Annotated in this window: 22 protein-coding genes; 20 read left to right on the top strand and 2 right to left on the bottom strand. The window is 44.0% G+C overall.

Features of this window, described 5'->3' with window-relative positions; genetic code table 11:
• Positions 1–105 precede the first annotated feature (105 nt).
• Positions 106–1326 carry an MFS transporter gene (locus ACH6C1_RS15240; RefSeq protein ID WP_374078540.1) on the top strand — a complete coding sequence of 407 codons (1221 nt, stop codon included), beginning with the start codon at positions 106–108 and terminating at the stop codon, positions 1324–1326.
• A 59-nt stretch (positions 1327–1385) separates the two neighbouring features.
• A complete protein-coding gene (locus tag ACH6C1_RS15235) occupies positions 1386–1877 on the top strand; it encodes a hypothetical protein (RefSeq protein ID WP_374078538.1) in 492 nt (163 codons plus the stop codon).
• Between the two features lie 78 nt (positions 1878–1955).
• Here ACH6C1_RS15235 and ACH6C1_RS15230 read toward each other — a convergent pair whose 3' ends face one another.
• The gene (locus ACH6C1_RS15230; RefSeq protein WP_374078535.1) at positions 1956–2117 is read right to left on the bottom strand and encodes a Spo0E family sporulation regulatory protein-aspartic acid phosphatase; all 162 of its coding nucleotides are present in this window, start codon (positions 2115–2117) and stop codon (positions 1956–1958) included.
• Positions 2118–2328: 211 nt separating this feature from the next.
• Here ACH6C1_RS15230 and sigW point away from each other — a divergent pair, with 211 nt between their 5' ends.
• The 12 genes from sigW (at position 2329) to ACH6C1_RS15170 (ending at position 15117) form a co-directional block, all read left to right on the top strand.
• Positions 2329–2892, top strand: coding sequence for an RNA polymerase sigma factor SigW (sigW, locus tag ACH6C1_RS15225; RefSeq protein ID WP_095220470.1), 564 nt, complete (start codon positions 2329–2331; stop codon positions 2890–2892).
• A gap of 13 nt (positions 2893–2905) precedes the next feature.
• Positions 2906–3523 carry a zf-HC2 domain-containing protein gene (locus tag ACH6C1_RS15220; RefSeq protein ID WP_374078532.1) on the top strand — a complete coding sequence of 206 codons (618 nt, stop codon included), beginning with the start codon at positions 2906–2908 and terminating at the stop codon, positions 3521–3523.
• Between the two features lie 201 nt (positions 3524–3724).
• Positions 3725–4549, top strand: a complete 825-nt coding sequence (gene cdaA, locus ACH6C1_RS15215; RefSeq protein ID WP_366248491.1) for a diadenylate cyclase CdaA — start codon at positions 3725–3727, stop codon at positions 4547–4549.
• Positions 4542–5825, top strand: a complete 1284-nt coding sequence (locus ACH6C1_RS15210; RefSeq protein WP_374078528.1) for a CdaR family protein — start codon at positions 4542–4544, stop codon at positions 5823–5825. Before cdaA ends, ACH6C1_RS15210 begins: the two co-directional genes overlap by 8 nt.
• A gap of 28 nt (positions 5826–5853) precedes the next feature.
• On the top strand, positions 5854–7203 hold the full coding sequence (gene glmM, locus ACH6C1_RS15205; protein WP_374078526.1) for a phosphoglucosamine mutase: 1350 nt from the start codon (positions 5854–5856) through the stop codon (positions 7201–7203).
• Between the two features lie 410 nt (positions 7204–7613).
• Positions 7614–9416 (top strand): glutamine--fructose-6-phosphate transaminase (isomerizing), encoded by a 1803-nt coding sequence (glmS, locus tag ACH6C1_RS15200; protein ID WP_095224540.1) that lies wholly within the window; start codon positions 7614–7616, stop codon positions 9414–9416.
• A gap of 178 nt (positions 9417–9594) precedes the next feature.
• Positions 9595–10734 carry a sensor histidine kinase gene (locus tag ACH6C1_RS15195; RefSeq protein ID WP_374078523.1) on the top strand — a complete coding sequence of 380 codons (1140 nt, stop codon included), beginning with the start codon at positions 9595–9597 and terminating at the stop codon, positions 10732–10734.
• Positions 10727–11359 (top strand): response regulator, encoded by a 633-nt coding sequence (locus ACH6C1_RS15190; RefSeq protein WP_374078521.1) that lies wholly within the window; start codon positions 10727–10729, stop codon positions 11357–11359. The genes ACH6C1_RS15195 and ACH6C1_RS15190 overlap by 8 nt, the downstream gene beginning before the upstream one ends.
• A 108-nt stretch (positions 11360–11467) precedes the next feature.
• A complete protein-coding gene (locus tag ACH6C1_RS15185) occupies positions 11468–12400 on the top strand; it encodes an ABC transporter ATP-binding protein (protein WP_374078519.1) in 933 nt (310 codons plus the stop codon).
• A 12-nt stretch (positions 12401–12412) separates the two neighbouring features.
• Complete coding sequence (locus ACH6C1_RS15180) at positions 12413–13681, top strand: ABC transporter permease (RefSeq protein ID WP_374078517.1); 1269 nt, start codon at positions 12413–12415, stop codon at positions 13679–13681.
• Entirely contained in the window at positions 13678–14775 is a 1098-nt protein-coding gene (locus ACH6C1_RS15175; protein WP_374078514.1) for an ABC transporter permease, read from the top strand. The genes ACH6C1_RS15180 and ACH6C1_RS15175 overlap by 4 nt, the downstream gene beginning before the upstream one ends.
• A 63-nt stretch (positions 14776–14838) precedes the next feature.
• A complete protein-coding gene (locus ACH6C1_RS15170; RefSeq protein WP_374078512.1) occupies positions 14839–15117 on the top strand; it encodes a hypothetical protein in 279 nt (92 codons plus the stop codon).
• A gap of 183 nt (positions 15118–15300) precedes the next feature.
• Here the strand turns inward: ACH6C1_RS15170 and ACH6C1_RS15165 are convergent, their stop codons facing one another.
• A complete protein-coding gene (locus tag ACH6C1_RS15165; RefSeq protein WP_374078509.1) occupies positions 15301–15630 on the bottom strand; it encodes a DUF1433 domain-containing protein in 330 nt (109 codons plus the stop codon).
• 675 nt (positions 15631–16305) lie between these two features.
• Here ACH6C1_RS15165 and ACH6C1_RS15160 point away from each other — a divergent pair.
• From ACH6C1_RS15160 to ACH6C1_RS15135, 6 genes are all read left to right on the top strand, one after another.
• A complete protein-coding gene (locus tag ACH6C1_RS15160; RefSeq protein ID WP_374078506.1) occupies positions 16306–16890 on the top strand; it encodes a hypothetical protein in 585 nt (194 codons plus the stop codon).
• 200 nt (positions 16891–17090) lie between these two features.
• Positions 17091–18044, top strand: a complete 954-nt coding sequence (locus ACH6C1_RS15155) for a hypothetical protein (protein WP_374078504.1) — start codon at positions 17091–17093, stop codon at positions 18042–18044.
• 206 nt (positions 18045–18250) lie between these two features.
• On the top strand, positions 18251–20596 hold the full coding sequence (gene abnB, locus ACH6C1_RS15150; protein WP_374078501.1) for an arabinan endo-1,5-alpha-L-arabinosidase AbnB: 2346 nt from the start codon (positions 18251–18253) through the stop codon (positions 20594–20596).
• A gap of 291 nt (positions 20597–20887) precedes the next feature.
• Positions 20888–21040 carry a hypothetical protein gene (locus ACH6C1_RS15145; protein WP_374078498.1) on the top strand — a complete coding sequence of 51 codons (153 nt, stop codon included), beginning with the start codon at positions 20888–20890 and terminating at the stop codon, positions 21038–21040.
• 131 nt (positions 21041–21171) lie between these two features.
• Positions 21172–21543: an iron chaperone gene (locus ACH6C1_RS15140; protein WP_374078486.1), complete on the top strand. Its 372-nt coding sequence runs from the start codon at positions 21172–21174 to the stop codon at positions 21541–21543.
• Between the two features lie 84 nt (positions 21544–21627).
• Positions 21628–22836, top strand: a complete 1209-nt coding sequence (locus tag ACH6C1_RS15135) for a CynX/NimT family MFS transporter (protein WP_374078483.1) — start codon at positions 21628–21630, stop codon at positions 22834–22836.
• Positions 22837–22838 lie beyond the last annotated feature (2 nt).

The following is a 22838-nucleotide window of genomic DNA, read 5'->3' as shown; positions in this document are numbered from 1 at the left end:
GGCTGCTGCTATTTTTGGTAAAAATACCGTTGTAACTGATTTACAAAGTGTCAAGACACCTGTAAACTTGATGTGTCACATAATACTTTTCGCAGAGGTGCTGGAATGGAACGAACAGTAGCAGGTCATAAAACAACTAAACCGATTTCAGAACGAAAACTTCTCGGGATTGTCGGAACAGGCTGGTTGTTTGATGCAATGGATGTTGGTATTTTATCTTTTATTATTACGGCGCTGACATTGGACTGGGGATTATCATCGCAGCAAGCGGGCTGGATTGGCAGTATCAATAGCATCGGTATGGCTGTTGGGGCATTTGTATTCGGAATTATGGCGGACCGTATAGGCCGGCGGACGGTCTTTATGATCACGATTTTGATTTTCTCCATAGCGAGCGGATTATCTGCTTTAGCAGCTTCTTACTTTATTTTCGTTGTGCTGCGCTTCTTTATCGGTGCAGGACTCGGCGGGGAGCTGCCGGTTGCATCTACATTAGTGTCGGAGTCTGTAGCACCAGAGAGACGGGGGCGCATGGTCGTGCTGCTGGAGAGCTTCTGGGCTGTAGGCTGGCTGCTTGCGGCGATTATCTCTTACTTCGTCATCCCCGATTACGGCTGGAGAGTTGCTCTCTTGCTGACAGCTATACCTGCGTTATTCGCGGTCTTTCTTCGTAAGAATCTGCCGGATTCACCGTCTTATACGAAGCTGAAACAAAAAACTTCTGTTATGTCGGGTATCCGTCAATTGCTGGCGAAAGGATTTGCTAAACGAAGCCTGATGCTCTGGATTGTTTGGTTCTGCATTATGCTCAGCTACTATGGCATGTTTCTGTGGCTGCCGAGTGTGATGGTAGAAAAAGGATTCGATATGGTGCGAAGCTTCGAGTACGTCTTGATCATGACACTCGCCCAGCTGCCAGGTTACTTCTCTGCTGCTTGGCTGATTGAGAAGGTGGGCAGGAAGCCGATACTTATCATTTATCTGGTAGGTACGGCCATCAGCGCAGTGCTGTTCGGCAATGCGGAGTCAGCAAGCATGCTGCTGACAGCGGGCATGCTGCTTTCGTTCTTCAATCTGGGAGCTTACGGTATTTTATACGCTTATACCCCTGAGCAGTATCCTACTGCTATCCGTGCAACAGGCTCGGGGATCGCAGCAACTGCCGGGAGGATCGGTGGAATCCTGGGGCCATTGCTAATTGGATATCGAGGCACGTTAGGTATATCTGTCAGCACTGTTTTCCTTCTATTCTGTGTCACAGTTCTCGTTGCTGCAGCGGCAGTTTGGCTCCTTGGAGAAGAAACGAAGGGTAAGACGCTTGCTTGATGCGTTCTTTCACTCCTGTATGGTAAAGTAGAGCGAGAGTAAGAAGGAGGGGTAACGCTTTGTTTTCCATACAAGATTATACTGAGGCAGTAAGTGTCTCCTTGGAGAAGCATTCGGAGGATGTCATAAACGAATTGAAGCAGATTTTCCAGCTGCCGTTCCTCCCGGAAGTGGAGAAAATTGCTTTTCGTATGTTCAAGGAGCCGATGGCTTTTGAGCTGACGATCATGTATTATGCACTCGATGCAGATGGTAATGAACGCTATTATGATGAAATGGGCGATAAATACGCTGGCGGAAGTGAAGAAGTGGCAGAGGAGATTCCGTACTTCCAGCTGCCGGATACGGCTTCTGATGCATTCGAAGCTTTCCGTGAACTGCAGGAGGACGCTGTGGATAAAGCGGATGAACAGGTGATGATTGCCTGGTTTGCTGACTGCTACAAGCGAGCGGGCGGAGATGCTTTCCTGCTTGAGGCGAGTGTCGGTTTTCATAATGATGTGAAAGCTTACTTCCTTAAACAAGGTGCTTGGGCAGAAGATCGCCATTAATAGAAAGTGCGTACCTCGTGTACGTGCTTTTTTATGCAAAAAAAATTAACAGCTTCCCTTACAGGCTGTTAATTGGCACTACATGTTTTTTCTTTGTTTTTCGTATTCATTCAATAGATCATCCAGTTCAACGCTAGCCGTGACAACTGCATCGGATGTAAGCGGCATGCGGCGTGAAAGGTTTAGCATATGATTGCGCGTCTGTTCGATTTTTTCCAAAAGATTGTCTAATGTAACCATTTTTACCTCCAGAATCTGATATACTATTTGCTGATAAGATTACCCTTTGCTCTTTCATTTAAAACGTCATTTTTAAAAAAAATATAAAAAACAAGAAAAAACTGTTGCTGGCCCACTTTAAGGTTTGAAATAAGATATTTTTTTGGGAAAGTGAAACCTTTTCGGAACGTCATTCGTTATCAAGAAGCCGCAGTTAGGCGGGAGGATTTTCATGGAGAACATCATAAAATATCATATAAAAAACGTCAAGAAGGGTGATCATGCGGCCTTCGAGGAGATTGTTTCCTTTTATCAGAACAAGGTGTACCATATCGTATACCGAATGGTCGGAGACAGCCACGAAGCGCAGGATATTGCCCAAGAGGCGTTTATCCGTGCGTATACCAACATCCATTCTTTTGACGAGAACCGGAAATTCTCCACATGGCTTTACCGGATCGCAACGAATTTGAGCATCGACCGTCTGCGGAAGAAAAAGCCGGATTTTCATCTGGATGCCGAGGTGAAGGGAACAGAAGGATTGGATATGTATTCTCAGCTGGCGGCTGATCAGGCACTGCCTGAGGAAGAAGTCGAAAGCATGGAGCTGCAGAGTTATATCCATAAGGAAATACTTTCCCTTCCGCCAAAGTACCGAAGTGTTATCGTATTACGGTTCCTGGATGATTTATCATTAGCGGAGATCGGCGAAATCTTGGACCTGCCGCTCGGGACAGTGAAGACGCGTATCCACCGTGGCAGAGAGCTACTACGGAAAAAACTGCGCCACGTATAAAGGGGGGTAACACATGAATTGCGAAGAAAGCATTGCGCTCATGCATCTGTATCTGGATGGAGACGCTTCGGAGGAAGAAGCACAGCAGCTTCGGGAGCACCTGAAAACCTGCCCAGATTGTAATCAGCATTACCGAGAGCTCAAACAGACGGAAAGCCTGCTTAGCGGCGCTGCCTATGAGTTGAGTGCACCGGCCGGCTTCACCGCCAGTGTCATGGCGAACCTGCCGAAAGAAAAGAAGCGCGCTGCATATATGAGATGGTTCCGTACGCATCCTGTCATCACAGCTGCTGCGGTATTCTTCCTATTCATGTTCACAAGCGGATTATCTGCTTGGAATAGTGATAGCAGTGTAAGTGTATCGAAGCAAGAGGGTTTGATAGTAGAGAATGATCTAGTCATCGTACCGGAAGGCGTCACGGTCAAGGGGGACCTGGTCGTCGAAAATGGCGATTTGGATATCAAGGGTCAAGTTGATGGTGATGTCACCATCATCAACGGCGACCTCGTCGAAGATCCTGGTGCTAATGTGAATATGGCTTCTGTTGATAATATATCAGGTGAATATCAGGAAATTGATCGGATATTCGGCTGGGCTTGGTACCATATAAAAGAATTGGTTACTTTCTAATAAGACTATGTTGAGCTGCTTGTAAAAGGGCTCTCTTTTTTTACCCTTAAATTATTGGCGGAACAAGCCCGTATTACGTTAAGATAACAGGGGACAGTAAGGTTTACATACACACCCTGTTGGTAAGCGACTGCTATAGGGGAACTGTGCTATAATGAACGAAGAAATTCGAGCTATTCATATATAAAAGGACGTGTATCCATGTTTGGGGGATTAAGTGAACTTTCTATATTATCCATACTGCGGATTATCGTGGACATTGCAGCAGTATGGTTCATTTTCTACAAAGTCTTAATGCTCATAAGGGGAACGAAAGCGATTCAGCTGCTGAAGGGGATCTTCATCGTTGTTATAATCGCTTTTTTGAGCAGTGAGCAGATACTCGACTTCCCGATGCTCGCCTTCCTGAGCTCACAGGCGATTACGTGGGGATTCGTGGCCATTGTCGTTTTGTTCCAGCCGGAGATCAGGCGTGCTTTGGAGCAGCTCGGACGAGGCAGCTTCTTCTCCCGGAACGTGCGATCGGAGGAAGAACAAACGAATAAGAACATAGAAGCGATCGTAAAGTCCTGTAATTATATGGCGAAGCGGCGAATCGGTGCGCTGATCACGATTGAACGCGAGACAGGCATGGGAGATTATATCGAGACAGGAATTCCGGTGAATGGTCACCTGACATTCGAACTGCTCACGAATATTTTCGTCCCGAATACGCCATTGCATGACGGAGCTGTCATTCTGAAAGAAAACCAGATTGCAGCTGCTGCCTGCTATCTGCCGCTATCGGAGAGTCCGTTCATTTCCAAGGAACTTGGGACGCGTCACCGGGCGGCCATGGGGATCAGTGAAGTGACAGATGCACTGACAATCATCGTTTCCGAAGAGACAGGGGCGATTTCCTGTACGAAGAACGGAGAGTTGTTCCGTGACATCACGCCAGATGCTTTGAAAGAGATTCTCGATAGAGAAGTAGGCGTACCAGCTTCCGGTTCCAAGGCGAGAAGATGGAGGGGTAAGAATGGATAAATGGCTGAAGAGTCCATGGACATTGCGTGTTGTATCGCTTGTGTTTGCTGTCCTTCTCTATGCCTATGTAAGTGCGGAATCGGACGTAGATAACCGTGCGGGTGAGGTTCCGATCACCAGCTCGGATGAAACAAACACAGTGGATGCACCTGTCGGCATCCGGATCGATGATTCCAAATATGTCGTCAGCGGCGTACCGGAGTATGTATCCATGCAGCTTGTCGGACCGGCAAGTGATGTAACGGCAGCGATACAGCAGAAGAACTATGAAGCGTATGTCGATCTGAGAGATCTGGATACCGGCACGCATACAGTGAAGCTGCATTATGAAAATGTCTCGGACAACCTGCAGGTATATATGCAGCCAGCCTCGATCGAGGTGACGATTCAGGAAAAAGCTTCACAGCAATTTAACGTAAACGTAGGCTATACCAATGAAGATCAAATGGCAGCAGGATTCCAAGTTGATAGCTCCACTGTGGAACCTCAGACGGTTTCAATCGTAAGTACACAGGAGGTCATCGACCAAATTGCCAGTGTGCGTGCTTATGTGGATCTGACAGATATCGATGCTGACATTAATAGCAGGGAAGCGCCTGTAAAAGTATATGACGCCCAGGGCAATGAGCTGAGTGTGAATGTACAGCCGGAAACAGTCGAAGTTTCGGTGCAGGTGAGCAATCCGAGCAAGACTGTCCCTGTAGAAGTAAAGACAAAAGGGCAAGCGCCAGATGATGTATCCGTTGCTTCGCTCACACCTGAAAAACAGGAAGTGACCATCTATGCACCTCAGGATACATTGGATGGTATCGATTCGATCAGTACCGAAGAGATTGATTTGTCCAAGGTGACGGAGAACCAGACGATAGATGCGGACTTGCGGCTGCCGGATAATGTACGCTCAGCAAGTGACGAGCAGGTATCAGTTGATATCGAGCTGGAAGAAACGAGCGAAACGACAATCGAGAACGTTCCAATTACAATCGAAGACCTGCCTGATGGTCTGGAAGCAACGCTTACAGATCCGCAGAATGAGCAGATCGATGTAACAGTAAGTGGAGCGCAGAGTGAAATCGAAGGCTTGTCGGCTGACGATATTACGGCGACAATTGATGGAAGCGGCCTGGAAGAAGGGGAGCAGACAGTCCAGATCGATGTATCAGGACCTCAGAACATCGAGCTTACCCCGAGCCAGGAGGAAGCCACAATAACTGTTCAATCCGCAGAAAATGCAACGAGTGAAGAAGATACGAATACAGATACACAGACACAGTGACTGTGAGCCATGTGAAGGAGAGGTAACAATGGGAAAATATTTTGGAACGGACGGCGTCAGGGGGATTGCGAATGAGGAGCTCACCCCGGAGCTGGCCTTCAAGCTAGGCAGATATGGCGGCTATGTGCTGACAAAGACAAGTGAAGACAGACCAAAAGTGATGATTGGCAGGGATACACGTATTTCTGGTGAAATGCTTGAAGGAGCGCTAGTTGCGGGCCTCTTGTCCATCGGGGCTGAGGTAATGCGCGTCGGTGTCATCAGTACACCAGGTGTTGCTTATCTTACAAAGAATATGGGAGCAGCTGCAGGTATTATGATTTCTGCATCCCATAACCCTGTACAGGATAACGGAATCAAGTTCTTCGGTCCGGATGGCTTCAAGCTTTCTGATGAGCAGGAGAACGAAATTGAGCAGTTGATCGATGCAGAGACAGATGAACTGCCTCGTCCATCCGGAGCTGACCTAGGTCAGATCAATGATTATTTCGAAGGCGGCCAAAAGTATATTCAATACTTGAAAGGTACGATCGATAACGATTTCGAAGGGCTTCACATTGCGATTGACAGTGCCCACGGAGCAACTTCTTCCATTGCGACTCACTTGTTTGCGGATCTGGAAGCGGATATCTCTTCGATTGGTTCATCGCCTGATGGATTGAATATTAACAAAAACGTCGGGTCCACGCATCCAGAAACATTGCGTGATTTCCTTCTGGAAAAAGAAGCAGATGTCGGACTTGCCTTCGATGGTGATGGTGACAGATTGATCGCTATCGATGAAAAAGGACAAATCGTTGATGGTGACAAGATCATGTACATCTGTGCTAAATTCCTGAACGATCATGGACGTTTGCGTCACAACACAGTTGTATCGACCGTCATGAGTAATATCGGCTTCTACCGTGCGCTGGATAAGCATAATATCAAGAGCAACAAGACAGCTGTCGGCGACAGATATGTGATGGAAGAAATGCGCCGCGGTGATTTCAATCTTGGCGGTGAGCAATCCGGTCATATCATCTTCCTGGATTACATGACAACTGGTGATGGGATGCTTGCAGCATTGCAGCTGATCAATGTTATGAAAGAAACAGGCAAGAAGCTGTCCGAGCTTGCTGAAGAAGTAGAGATCTTCCCGCAGATCCTGAAAAATGTGCCGGTAACAGATAAACAGGAGGCACTTGTGAACCAGCAAATCCTTGACTCCATCGCAGAAGTTGAGCAGGAGCTTGGTGATCAAGGACGCGTTCTTGTACGACCTTCCGGTACGGAATCGCTTGTACGGGTAATGGTGGAAGCACCAACGAAAGAAGACTGTGAGAAATATGCAGATAAAGTTGTTGCTGTCATCGAACAAGTACTAGGAACTAAATAAAATCAATGTATGTATGCGCAGAGGAACGGAACACTACCTTTGCGCATACTTTATTTACATGCAAGAAAGAATTGACCAACATGATTTCCTTCATGTAAAATGAAGAGGTTAGTCATTCAAGCAGGAAAGTGAGGATAGAGGTTACAACATTATAAAAGCGCCAGGACTTATCCCGAGCGGTGGGGTAAGTTGACGAGGTGGAGGTTTATCGAACCATTCGGCGGATGCCTCCCGATTGCACACATCTCAGTCGTCATGTTTTAGAGCTGAAAGCAGAGAGGCGACTCTCTGGATAAGGACAAAACAAGATGTGAAAAATAGATAAAACGAGAAAGGGGCAAACAACGCCCCTAAGCTTAGCGCAGGCCGTTCGTTTGCCCCTTCCAAGTCTTGAGGAGGACAACAACGACATGTGTGGAATTGTAGGATATATTGGACAGAATGATACGAAGGAAGTATTGCTTAACGGACTAGAGAAGCTGGAGTATCGCGGATACGATTCAGCTGGTATCGCAATCGAAAACGAGCAAGGTGTGAACCTTTTCAAAGTAAAAGGCCGTATTGCTGCATTGCGTGAAAAAGTAGATCACAGCGTTTCATCCACAATGGGAATCGGCCATACACGCTGGGCGACACACGGTGCACCGAACGAAGACAACGCGCACCCGCACCAAAGCGCTTCTGGCAAATTCACGATTGTGCATAACGGTGTAATCGAGAACTATGTCGACATCCGTAAAGAGTATCTTTCTGACGTAACATTGAAAAGTGATACCGATACAGAAATCGTTGTACAGCTTGTAGAGAAAATGTATGAAGAGACAGGGGATACAGCAGCAGCATTCCGTAAAGCGGTTAGCTTGCTTACTGGTTCTTATGCTCTTGCAATGATCGATAAAGACGATAAAGAAACAATCTTTGTGGCAAAAAACAAAAGCCCATTGCTTGTAGGTATCGGCGAAGGCTTCAACGTCGTAGCAAGTGACGCGATGGCAACACTTCGTGAAACAGATACGTACAAAGAGATCCGTGACAAAGAAATCGTTATCGTTCGCCGTGACAGCGTGGAAATCCAGCTGCTTGACGGTACGACAGTAGAGCGCGATAGCTTCAAAACGGAAATCGATGCAGCCGATACAGAAAAAGGCACATACGATCACTTCATGCTGAAAGAAACAGATGAGCAGCCATTCGTTATCCGTAAAATCATCCAGCACTACCAGGATGAAGCGGAACAAATCAAAATGGAACCTGCTATCCGTAACGCGATGATAAATGCAGACCGTGTTTACATCGTAGCGGCAGGAACAAGCTACAACGCTGGACTAGTCGGTAAACAATTCATCGAAAACCTGGCTAAAATTCCGGTTGAAGTGCATATCGCGAGTGAATTCGCATATAATATGCCGCTTCTATCTGAGAAGCCATTATTCATATTCCTTTCCCAATCTGGTGAAACTGCCGACAGCAGAGCCGTATTGGTGAAAATCAAAGAACTCGGACACCCAGCACTTACCATCACAAACGTGCCAGGATCCACCCTTTCTCGTGAAGCAGACTTCACATTGCCGCTTTACGCTGGCCCAGAAATCGCGGTAGCCTCTACTAAAGCATATACAGCACAGATGGCAGTTATGCTATTGCTAGCTGTAGACGCAGCAAAAGGCAAAGAAATCACACTTGATTTCAACCCGCTTCAGGAGCTTGCAATCGTTGCGAACGCAATGGAAGTACTGACAGACCAAAAAGAAACATTCGAAACACTAGCACAAAGCTATCTTAGTGAATCCCGCAACGCTTTCTTCATCGGCCGCGGCGTCGATTACTTCGTCTGCGTCGAAGGATCACTGAAACTAAAAGAAATCTCCTACATCCAAGCAGAAGGCTTCGCTGGAGGAGAACTGAAACACGGAACGATCGCCCTGATCGAAGAAGGCACACCGGTAATCGCGCTAGCTACACAAAGCTCCCTGAACCACTCCATCCGAGGTAACGTACAGGAAGTTAACGCACGCGGTGCCAACACATTGCTCATCAGCATGAAAGGCCTGGAGCATGACGAAGACGCCTTCGTCATCCCAGCAGTGCATGAGCTATTAACACCACTTGCAAGTGTCGTACCGCTTCAATTGCTTGCTTATTATGCAGCAGTACAACGCGGCGCTGATGTTGATAAGCCACGTAACTTGGCTAAGAGTGTAACGGTGGAATAAGTAATATAGTTAAGACTGTACCTATAGCGGTACAGTCTTTTTTATTTTAATTTAATTTTTATTCTGTAGTGACTTTACTTTTTTTACCATAAAGGAGATGATTTATACATCTAAAAAGAGCTAATTTATAAAGAAATCTATAATATAGAACTATGTCATATAGAGGGGGGATGCAACTATGAAGAAAACATATTTTATCTGGCTTGCTATCCACTTTATTGTCTGGATTTTGCCTTTTTGGGGAATTGCTACAGATCCTAATGCAAGACAATTGACAGGTATAAGTATCTTTATAATCTTACTATTCATTGTGCCGCTCCTTAACAATAAACCATTACTACAAACTTTAACATTCTGTATTCAATCTTTAATGGCAATCCTCATCTTTTACCCTGTAGATAATGAACTAAGCTCATATGCAATCCTCATACAATCCTTAGTAATGGCAGAAGCCGTCTTTTATCTTTCTCGTACTAAAAGTTTGATTGTAATAGCTGTACAGCTCGTGAGTGCTGCAGTGTTTTTAACGATATCGACAATAACTTTCGTACAATTAGTCTGGTGTGCATTATATTACCTTTTACTGGTAGCTGCTTTGCTATACTTTCAAGTTATACATAACCGAGAAAAAGAGGCTCGAATGAGCAATGAAGCCTTACTTGAAGAATACCGTAAGATGAAAAGACAACTACTTGTAGAGGAACAGCAGGCGAGACAAGATGAGCGAATGCTAATCGGCCATGAGATTCATGATTCGGTCGGGCACAAGCTGACGGCTTTGCTGTATCAGTTTGAAGCTTTTCGTTTAACGGCAGCAGAAAAAGACAAGGAAACGGTCGGGAAACTGAAGGATTTGGCTGAACAGAGCTTGGAGGAAACAAGGCAGGCGGTGCGTTCATTCAAGCAAAGGGAAGTGGGCGGATTGCAGGGTGTGATTCAGCTTATCCGGAAGTTAGAAATAGAGAGTTTTATGAAGATCAACTTTTCCGTAAAGCATGGGGCGTTTGCAGCCCCTTTGACGGGGGAGCAGTCTTTTGCGATTTATCGTGCTGTGCAGGAGGCGTTGACGAATATAATGAAGCATAGTTCCACTAGGGAGGCGCAAGTGATTTTTGAAACGCCTGGCGGGAGTATTTTTCGGTTTGAGGTGGTCAATGCTGCGACGCATGAACGCTACTTTCAAGAAGGATTTGGATTGAAGGCGATGCGGGATCGCTTAGAAAAAGTGGGCGGTTCGCTTGAGATCGATTATGATGCGCATCGGTTTTTAGTGAGAGGCACGATAAGATTAGCAGACTGGGGCGGTTCTGATGATTAAGATTTTATTGGCTGAAGATCAAGTAATGGTTCGTCAAGGTTTAAAGGCGATGATTGAGACGGATGAAGAGATTAGCGTTACCGGGGAAGCGAATAATGGGAAAGAAGCAGTCAGACTATGTGAAAAGCAGCTTTTCGATGTGGTGATTTTGGATATTCGTATGCCTGTGATGGATGGCATTGAAGCGGCGAAAATCCTACGCACGCGTTTCCCTCATATTAAAATCCTTATGCTTACCACCTTTGATGATAACGAGTATGTTATGAATGCTTTGAAGCTGGGAGTCAGCGGCTATATGCTGAAAAACGGAGATACGGCCTCACTTATTCGTTCCATTAAAAGTGCGTTGAGCGGCGGCTTGTCGTTGGAGGATCAGGTTGCTTCAAAGGTGATGCCGATTCTGCTGCAAAACCAAGAGGAGAGACAAATTGATCCGACGCTGACGCCGAGGGAAAGAGCGATATTGAAGTGTATCGGTGAAGGGCTGAATAATAAGGAAGTGGCGGAAAGGCTGGGGTTGTCGGTTGGGACGGTCAAGAATCAGACAAGTCATGTTTTAGATAAATTGGAATTGAGAGACCGCACGCAATTAGCCATTTATGCGATACGTCATCGTCTTGTATAAAAAAGTGACGAAAGTAATAAGTGCCCAATCGCGGAATGACCATAGTCAGTAGTGGCTTTGGTCTTTTTTCATTATGATGCAAGTAACAACATTAAAGGGGGCAGAAACATGCTGGAGACGATCAACTTAAGCAAGTCCTTCAAAGGTAAAAAAGTTGTGCAGGATCTAAACTTGTATCTTGCTGATGGCGAGTCGGTTGGTTTGCTGGGGCCAAATGGAGCGGGCAAATCGACGACGATTTCCATGATTTCCACTTTGATCAAACCGTCGGGTGGTAGGATTACGTTGAACGGTGTGAACGCGATTGATAAGCCAGGTGAAATTAGAAGGGTTTCAGGTGTGGTGCCACAGGAATTGGCGCTGTATGAGGAGTTATCTGCTTATGAGAATCTGAAGTTTTTCGGATCGATTTATAAATTGAAAGGCACTGAATTAGAGAGTGCGATTCAGCAGGCTTTGGAGTTTGTCGGATTGGAAGATCGCAAAAAGGACATGGTGAAGACGTATTCTGGCGGGATGAAGCGCCGGCTTAATATAGCGGCAGCATTATTGCATCGCCCGCAGATTCTTATCTTGGATGAACCTACAGTCGGTATCGATCCGCAGTCAAGAAATCATATCTTGGAAGCTGTGCGAACACTGAACAAGCAAGAAGGAACGACGATTCTTTACACGAGTCATTATATGGAGGAAGTGGAGCAGCTTTGCGATCGATTGTACATCATGGATCATGGCAAAGTCATTGCCGCTGGGACAAAAGAGGAGCTGCTTAGCATTTTATCAACTGAGGATAAAATAAAAGTGGAGGTCAGCAAGTTAGATGAAGCCTTTGTCCAGCAGGTAGAGGCGCTTGAAGGGGTTCATAAAATTGAAGCAGCTGAGTTACAGCTGAAGATTATCGCAGCTAAAGGCAGTAACTTGATCAGCAAACTTGTTCATCTAACCGAACAGCATGATATCCAGTTGATTAATTTCCATACAGAAACGCCTAGTTTGGAAGATGTATTCCTTCATTTAACCGGACGTACACTGAGAGATTAAAGGGGTGATAGGATGCGAAGTTTCATAAAGAAGGACTTATTGATTTTTTTGCGGGATTGGAAAGAGCTGCTTTCTGTCCTGGTGCTTCCTATCATTTTGGTCGTAGTACTGAATTTTGCCTTTGCTGGATTGTTTGGTGATGGTGACAAGGTATCGATGGATTTACAGCTAGCAATCGTGAATCAAGACGATGAATCAGAGGCTATGGAACAACTGAACGAAAGATTGGTCAGTGAAGCAGGTCTGGGAGAACAGGAAGCAAATGCGATAGTGGAAGCGGCAGGTGACATACAGCCTGTTCAACTGCTGTCGGATTATCTGGAAAGTGACGAATTAAAAGATTGGATGACGGTTCATCATCTGGAGGAAAAAGAAGCTGCCAACAAAGTGAAAGAAGGCGAACTTGATGGCATGCTGATCATACCTGATGGATATACGGCGGATAGTTTATATGCGAGCTTCGCAGACGAATCTGCAACCAAATCACTGGTTTATAAGATGGAAGAAGAGACACTCGACAGCAGTGCATTGCAGCAGCTCGTTCAGGGATTTATCAACCAACTAAATCATCAATTTGCGATTCAAGAAATTACGGGCGGAGCAGATATGGACGTGGTGCTCCCGGAAGGTGGATTTGAGGATTTAGACACGGAGCATAACTTCACGTTAACGCAGTATTTTACCATCTCGATGGGAGCTTTATTTGCATTGTTCGTAGTAACAACGGTGGCTATGAAAACGGGATTGGAAATCAGGGGCCAAGTATTCAATCGAATATTATTGACCAATAGCCATCCCATGCGGTTCCTGATTGGTAAGATGGTATCGACGATCTGTCTTGTGATCCTGCAAATCATCTTTGTCTTGATGGTGTCGCACTTCATCTTGGATGTTTTTCCGGGGCGCACGCTCGGCTTTTGGGGAGGTATCTTGGTAATGATCGTCCTGCTTGCCTTGGTAATGTCCGGATTGGCGGCTATCTTCACAGTAGTCTTATTACGGATGGCGAATATAGATGCAGCCAATGGATTGTTCATGTTTATTTTGTTGCTTCTTGGTACGCTTGGAGGAGGATTTGTTCCGATTTATATGATGCCGGAATGGATGCGATCCATAGGAGAATGGACTCCGAACGGTTTATTTCTGAAGATGCTGACAGGATGGGTCCAATTTGAAGACATCTCCTTCATCGTCCAGCCAAGCATATTCTTGATCGGCATATTCCTAGTATTCACTTTCATTGGTTTAGCTTTGTTTCCGAAAAGGGGGAAAGCACAATGAAATCTGTATTATGGGCGCAGTTTTTAAAGGACAAACGAAATCCTTTGCTCCTTCTGTTATTTATCGCAGGAAGTATTGTCGCTACGCTTATATTGGGTGGAGGAGTCCAATCACTGACGACAGTTGCCATTTTCAGTGAGAAGTCCAATGCTTCGGAAATTGAGGAGAAGTGGGAAGCATTGCTGAATACGAATGACTCCTTCAAATTTGAAGTTGTGGATCCGGAGAAAGCGCGGGAAGATGTGCGAAATGGTAATAGTGATGTCGCTGTAAGCTTGAGTGAAAATGATTACGAGCTACTTGTCGCGAGGAAAATGCCGAACGTTTCTTATGTGGAACAGCATGTGGCAAGCGTGTTTCAGCAGGAAGCGCAAATCAAAGCAATTGAATCGCAAAAAGAGGGCGATGTACGAAATGAAATGAAAGACTATCTGGCTGATGCACCTTTTCAGCTGGAATCGCAAGGCGTGGACGACGAACAAATTCCTAAGTTCAACATTCGCACACAGCTGCTGTTTGCTTTCATCTTCTTGATTTCCATGTTCATCATTGGATTCAAAGTGAATAATGTGACACAAGATAGAGTTTCTGGTATTTGGGATCGGATGATTTTATCACCGGTGAAGAAATCGAGTATGTACACCGGATATTTGCTATATAGCTTTTTAATTACGATGCTTCAAATCGTCATCGTGCTGATCGTGTTTAAATATATCATGAAGTACGATTTAGGAGATAATCTTTGGCTGATCATACTGATTAGCGCATGCTTCACCTTCGGCATGATCAGCATAGCGATGCTGATTACCGGCTTTGTCAAGACGCCCGAACAGTTTTATGCCATCTACCCGGCTCTGATTCCCTTGGTTCCGCTCGTCAGCGGAGCGTATATGATGCCAGGAACGATTACGAATCCAGTGTTACTTTTCATTGCTGATCTCTTTCCGCTAGCCCATGCCATGGAAGCAATCATGTCGATTGTATTTTATGGAGCAGGTCTGCAGGAAGTCACGATGTCGCTGCTGTATATGCTGCTGATCGGGATTGTGGCGATGGGGGTGGGGATAAATCTTGTGGAGCGGCGGAGTAGTTAGTGTAGGTCTTGATGATTATATTTTAAAAGGAATAGAATTAAAGGGAAGGGAACTCTGACAGAGATGGCTGATTTTAATGCAGCCATCTTTTTTGTGATTATTTACCGCGATTTTCATGTGCCCTTATGTCAAAAACCTGCAGTTGCACAAACGAACGTGACCACAAAGAATACTAATGGCATCAATAGTAAACAAAAAACTACATGTATTAGAATTAAAGCAATTTTCCATCCTTTGGTGGTAGCAAATGGAGCAGTTACAAGACCGAATAATGGGGATATTGCAACCAAAACTGCTGTTATGGGAAATAATCTTTTGGCGAAAGTCGACCATTCGCTGTAGAAAACAGGTTCATCGTCTAATAGCATATAAAATAGTACAGCAATAACGATGGTCCAAAGTGCTGTTATAGATGAAATTTTGGTCTTGCCCTCGAATATTCGCTTCACAATTTCACAGCCTTTCCGGGTCTTAACCAATACTGTTTCTAAGTCCTTTTAGTTTGAGACTTTTCGATAACAATAATTAATAATCACAGAAACGTTCCTGACACCCTTCCTTAAATTCGGGGAAACCTTCTTCCGTACTAATCCCTGCTACTCGTATATCTTCATGAAATTTCATTGAAAAGCCAGAATTATTCACTGCTCCATCTATAGTCAGGCTGCCCATAGGTGCAGTATAAGGTTCGCCTAAATCAATCGACTCGACACCTTCAAAATTAGCAGAAATATAGCTTTCAGCAGTGGCTTTAGCTTTGTTTACTGTTTCTTCATCGTACTCGTTCGCTTTACAACTTCCAAGTAGTATTACGGATAGAATAGAAACCAATGCAAAAAAGACAACTTTTCTCATATTTACACCTCGAAACCAGTATAGCAAAAGGAGAACTTATGATAATGAGCAAATGGAATGATTACTAATCAGGTTGAGGTTGATCACTAAATAATAGAACATTAGGGGAACTTGTTTGATGTATTAAAATTTTGAAAAAGATTCCTTGTTATTTCTGTACATTTTATTCCATCAACCAGATAATTTACATATTAATCTTGAGAATAAATATATAACCAATTAGGAGACTGTTAGAATGCGAGCAATGGAATTACCATACGTAGAACTAAGGAATTAACTATTGGGTTGTGGAGGAAGGTATATTGATGAAGGGTGGGGGATTGGTTGATCGGCTAAGGATGAGTATGCTTAGAAGTGAGTTTTTGTATAATGAGTTTCACCTGCGGAATAAAATGTAGTAGCTATGGATAACGGAAAGGAGCCGATCATAATAGAACTTTTAGAGTTGTATTACAAGAAATATACAAATACTGTACAGGCGTCGGATTATGTTGCATGGGCAATTGATCATTTATATTTAGAGGTTTATGAGATTAAGAAACTTGCCAGTATGACAGGGCGGTTAAATATATTTGAGATAGAAGAGATGTTTGAAGCTGCTAGGAAAAGCATACGGATAAAGCGCCTTCTGAAGAAGAAAGTGTTTCCTACCATATAAGACAGCTTTACGCTCAATTGATTACGCCTAATGTCAAGGCTGTTTCTATTGCAAAAGAAATCTATCGCTGTGCTATGACACATGAGTTATCGGAAATACAGATGCAGTGGCAGGAGATCAGTGACGCTATTGATGATTTTCAATATGGAAAAAATCAGGACGGTTATTCCTTGGATAAGTTACAAAGCATGATTGTAGCCCATGCATGCAGATTATGGCATATGCAACCCAGCGAATATACCTTCAAAGAATTCGTAGGTCAAAAAGTAACAGCAGTTAATTCAGAGACTCAGTTCATTATTCTTTTGGAAAAGGGATCTATTGTGGTGGAATGCCCGTGGCGAATCCGGGATGCAAATGGCATAAAAATAGGAGAAACAGATATACAAACCAATCAAAGCGAATGGAAGACTGTGCAATCCATGCTTACTGGTAAGACAATAGTAGATGTACAGCTGTTTGAACAATTTCCGCTTCTAATCATCCAAATTAATGATCTCTTTCTAGATATCTTCCATGCCAGCTCATTTTTTGATGGCTGGACATTATCCGATGATGAGGATTTTTACATGTTTTCTGTGCATGGCGGGGAGATTGGATAAATAAATCTTTGCATTAATTGATATCTGTACGATAAGAGACCTCTGATCTTTCTTGGTGAAAGGAGCGAGTTTATGAAAGTGCATGGACAAAAACTTCTGCATGTGGATCGACGACCGCCCAAACCAAGCAGCATGCGGTTTGATAGAAAGTATGTGTCGAAAGCTTGGAGGAATTTGATGATGGAAAGGAGCTGGAATGCGTGGAATCGATAAAAAAATTCGGAGCAATAATTGGGTATACGGCATTGGGTATCTTTATCTCAGTATTATTTATATATATTGCTGTTACTTCTGCTAAAGAAGTTTATAGTTCGCTATTTCCTAAAGCTGAGATCAACGACATCACCGTAGAAGGTAAAGTTGTTTACAATGACTTATTCGGCAATTTGACTTATTATGCAGCCGCTGATGAAAAGGCAGAAACTGCTTTAACCGTTGACGCGGAAGGTTTAATGCCGATCTCGGCTGAAGAGTACAAGACATTGCAAAAAGGGGATGTCATTGTTGGCGAAACGATTCAATCTTTCCTCTTGGAGAATTTGATTGATATAGATTTATTCGTTAACTTTCTTTTATTTATCGCATTCTCATTTATTATATTGTTCGCACTTGTAGGAGTTATAGAGGCGATTCCCGTTATTGGAAAGAAGACGGTTCTCTTGGGATCCATATTGAAATGGGTATACCTTGTGCTGATAATAGTTGGATTTTCTCTTGTTTACATATCCTTTGGTAAAAGTGTGGTTACTGCCATCCAAGCTCACAGCGGGGAACAAATTCAAACAGAAGCAACAATAACTGATAGCTATAGCGATCCCGGGTATGGCCGATATGAGTCTTCCTATTATTATTTAGCTTTATCATATGACGACGAGCAAGGAAATCCAATCCATATGACCAAGCAAGTAAAGCCCAGTGTCTATTATGAAAGTGATGATGCTATTATGATCAGCCACCCGTCTGGTGACCCATTCAAAGTACACTTTGGAGAAGCTGGTTCAATGGATCTGTTTTTTTATTTAGGGCATTTAATGATGTATATAATGATTTTCATTTTGACCGGTCTCTTTATCTTTGTAGCTGTATTAATGAGGAGACATAAGAAAACGGGTTCCTATTGGAAGAAGAAAGATAAAAAACAGGAAGTGGTTTAGGACAGTGGACAAAAATGCACATCCGTTTTCATTAATATTTGTACGTACAAGTGTATAGATTCTGTTTGAAAACATTCGTATTCTTAAAGATTAATAAAGAATCTATCTAATAAACAGGGATTTTATACTTATTGACAACTTTATCTATTCCTCCTAATCTTAAACCAGTAATATGAAAGCGTTATCATATGTTGAGGAGGAATGAGATGAAAGCTAATAAACGTATACTCGTAACGTCGATGCTGTCTGCCGCATTACTAATTCCTGCTATACCAGGCGCGGATACCCTGGCAAAGGATAAAGGGGGAAAAGAAAAAATACCTGTATTTGAGAATGCCTCTGTTCACGATCCTTCTTTCATTGAAGTAGACGACCAATACTATGTCTTTGGCTCTCACCTAGCTGCAGCAAAAACAAAAGACCTTATGAAATGGAAAATGGTCGACTCTGGTGTGCGTGATGGGAATAAGCTCATTCCTAATGTAACGGAAGAACTCAAAGAGACGCTAGAATGGGCACAGACGGATACGCTTTGGGCTGCGGATGTGATTCAGCTGGCGGATGGGAAGTTCTATATGTACTACAATGCATGTAAAGGGGATTCACCGCGTTCTGCGATGGGTGTGGCAGTGGCAGATGATATTGAAGGTCCATACAAGGATACAGGGATCATCTTGAAGTCAGGTATGTGGGACGAGCCAAGTGAGGATGGCACGATTTATGATGCGACAAAGCATCCGAATGTGGTAGATCCGGATGTGTTCTATGACGAGGATGGCAAGCTATGGATGGTGTATGGATCTTACTCTGGCGGTATTTTCATTATGGAAATGGATGAAGAGACAGGCAAGCCGCTTCCAGGGCAAGGGTATGGGAAGAAGCTAATGGGCGGAAACCATAGCCGGATTGAAGGACCGGCGATGATGTACAGCCCAGAAACAGATTATTATTATATGTTCCTATCATTTGGTGGGCTGGACGCTATTGGCGGCTACAATATTCGTGTGGCACGTTCTAAATCTCCAGATGGTCCGTTCTACGATGCAGAAGGAAATGACATGATTGATGTGAAGGCAGATCCGAATTTACCTCTATTTGATGATAAGTCGATTGAACCTTATGGCGTGAAGCTGCTTGGGAATAACTTATTCGAGAAGAAGGTCGGTGATCCAGGAGAGGACCCGGGTATTGGCTATGTCTCACCAGGACATAACACTGCTTTTTATGATGAAGATACGAAGAATCACTACCTCATTTTCCATTCTCGTTTCCCTGAGCGTGGTGAAGAGCATGAAGTGCGGGTCCATCAGATGCATATGAACGATAAAGGCTGGCCAGTCGTAGCTCCATCTCGTAATACAAATGAGAAAGAGGTAAAGATTAAACACAAGGATATGGCTGGTGACTATCAATATGTGAACCACGGAAAAGATATTTCTGCTGACGTGAAAACTTCTGAACAAATTACCCTGAAAGAGAATGGGAAAGTCGAAGGTGCTGTGAAAGGAAAGTGGAAGCAGGGCAAGGATAACGAGATTAACTTAACGATTGATGGCGAGAAGTATAATGGATTCTTCTTGAAACAGTGGGATGAAGCGGCAGAAGAATATGATACGACGTTCACCGCTTTATCTGACAAAGGTGTCGCGATCTGGGGTAATCGAATGGAGGATATGAAAGATAAAGAAGTTGTCGCAGCAGTTAAAAAGGATCTAAACCTTTCGAACAGCGACAGTCTGTATCAAAATGTGGAGCTGCCAATAGAAGGGACGCACGAATCCACGATAGAGTGGACTTCATCCAATCCAAAGGTGATCGAGGCGGATGGTACGATACACCGGCCTCAGGCAGGAAGTGGAGATGGCAAAGCTACACTGACTGCAAGCATTCAAGCAGGAAAAAAGAAAGATACGAAAACCTTCCAAGTCACGGTGAAGCAGCAGGCTTCCGAGCCGGAAATTGCGCAATATAACTTTGGCAATCTGGGCAGTAAGGAAGCAGCTGATTCCTCCGGCAGCAATCTGCCAGCACAATTGAAAGGAAATGCTGTGCAAACCGAGGATGGCAAGCTGGCGTTGGATGGGAAAGATGCTCATGTGGAACTCTCCCCTCTCGTTGCAGATGCAGAGGATTTCACATTCTCCGCCTGGGTGAACTGGCAAGGCGGTGCAGCATGGCAGCGAATCTTTGATATTGGCGAAAGCAACGGCAAAAACATGTTCTTCACACCGTCTGATGGCAGCGGCAAGCTTCGATTTACCATCCATAATGGAGTTGACCAGAACATAACAGCTGATAGTGCATTGGCTGCAGGTGATTGGGTACATCTTGCGGTGACACTGGAAGGTAATACCGGAAAGCTGTACGTGAATGGAGAGCTTGCGGGAACTAATGAAAATATAACGGCTAACCCATCTGATATTCTTGGAGATACTAATTATTTAGGGCGAAGCAGGTATGCTTCGGATGCGTTCTTTGGCGGGCAGATGGATGATGTTGCCGTGTATCGGAAGGCTTTGAGTGAAACGGAAATAAAAGAACTGGCTAACTAACCGGCAGTTGAGAACACCTCTTGTGAAGGAGGTGTTCTTTTGCTTTACTCATAGAATATTACCCAAGTTATCTGTTTCAATTAAGGTAAGTACTAATAGTGAATACAATATGGTTAAGGAATAATATTCCTATAATGTTTATAATAGAAAGTATATAGTGAAAGTTAAAGTAGGGTGATGATGTTGTTGCGTATCGAGAAATATAATCAGCAAACAGGGAATCCAGCTTATTGTCATGAAGCTATATTCTCTCTTATTATAGGAATCTTTTCGATTCTAGGAGTTATTTTTATGGATAATGGGGCAACACTAGGTGGATTTGGACTAGGAATTGCGTACATAGCGCATAGAGAGATTAAGAAGGGCAAACTAAAAGGGCGGAAGTTTGTAGTGTTAGGTATAGTGTGCAGTCTGATCGGTATAGTAGGCAGTTTCCTGTGGTAGATACCAAACCATCTAGCATAAAGTCGGTAATAGAATAGTCTCTATTACTAGTCATCTTTTCTTTTTCTAGGCTTGTGGTTATAGTAGAGATACAATAAGATCTTCGATAATTGTTTTTGGGGGTAAGTAAAATGATAACATTCGCAGATTATCTGGCTCAAATAGACAACCCACAGCATCGGGAACGAACGGAAGAAGTGCTGAAATGGGTGGCTGAGAAATATCCTAATATGGAACAGAAAATAGCCTGGAATCAGCCGATGTTTACTGATCATGGCACATTTATTATTGGCTTTAGCATCGCCAAACAGCATTTGGCTGTGGCGCCGGAAAAGGCAGGAATAGATCATTTTTCTGACGACATAATTCAGGCAGGCTATGACCATACGAAGCAGTTGGTTCGTATCAAATGGGATACGCCAGTTAATTATTCATTATTAGAAAGAATGATAGAGTTCAATATTACAGATAAAGCAGACTGTACGACTTTTTGGCGAAAATAATGAAAGTGAATGAAAAACACCTCTAAATGGTTTTTCTTTGCTGGGGATTCTCTCAGCGTGCTGGACAGAGTAAGGAGAAGACATATGGAACAATCTAATCAATTAAAACAGAATGCCTCACGTATTGGAGTCATTGTATTAGTCTTAAGTATTTTGCTTATCGGTGCTAACTTGCGTGCGCCGATAACAGGGTTAAGTCCTTTAATAGACAACATTCGTTCAGATACAGGCATTGGCAATGCTTCAACAGGCATGCTGACTACTTTGCCTTTGATTGCATTTGCGGTATTTGCGCTGGTTGCGCCAAGAATTGCTAGGCGTGCAGGTATTGAAAGAACTTTATTTGCCGGACTGATTATCATAGCTGTTGGACTTATATTTCGGTTTTTCTCACCGGTATGGATGCTTTTCGTTGGTACGGCTTTAGCAGGAATCGGAATCGCCATGGGAAATGTACTTTTGCCAGGCTTGATCAAGCGGGAATTCCCTAAAAATGTAGGCGTGATGACTGGAGCTTATGCAATGACCATGAATGGGATGGCTGCGCTTGCATCTGGAATTAGTGTTCCTCTTTCAAACGGTCTTGGCAGTGGATGGCATGGCTCACTCGCAGTATGGGTGATTTTGACGCTTGTAACGATGGTCGCTTGGATACCGCAGCTGCGCCAGAGAGTAACAACATCATCTATTTCCCTACCTAAGAAAGGAAAGAAACTGTGGTCGTCGGGTCTCGCCTGGAAGGTAACAGGTTTTATGGGATTGCAATCGCTATTGTATTACATCATGATCACCTGGATGCCCACAATACTTCAAAATCAAGGCTTTAGTGAATCAACAGCTGGCTGGCTTTTAGCTCTCACGCAGCTTTGTAGCTTGCCAACTTCATTCTTGCTACCGATCCTAGCAGGGCGTTTGGCGGGACAAAGGGGAATAGTAAGCATAATAGCTTTGTGTTTCGTTATGAGCTTCTCCGGGCTGTTGACGGGTATCACATGGATCAGTGTTATCAGTGTATTACTATTCGGATTAGCGGGAGGCGGTGTGTTCAGTCTCGCAACAATGTTTTTTGTATTACGGACACAGTCTGCTCAGGAATCAGCAGAATTATCTGGAATGGCGCAGTTTGTCGGGTATCTATTAGCCGCAGTAGGACCGACATTATTTGGTTTGCTGCATGATGTTACGTCAAGCTGGACAGTGCCGCTAGCATTGTTGGTTACTGTTGCTGTAGTACTCTGGATCGTTGGTATGGGAGCGGGGAAAAACGCTTATATCAATGAGCATCAGCACTAAAC

Source organism: Terribacillus sp. JSM ZJ617, assembly GCF_044383785.1.
In the GTDB taxonomy this organism is placed as follows: Bacteria; Bacillota; Bacilli; order Bacillales; family Amphibacillaceae; genus Terribacillus.
Note: the sequence above shows the minus strand (reverse complement) of the source record. Positions and strands in the feature narration are given on the sequence as shown.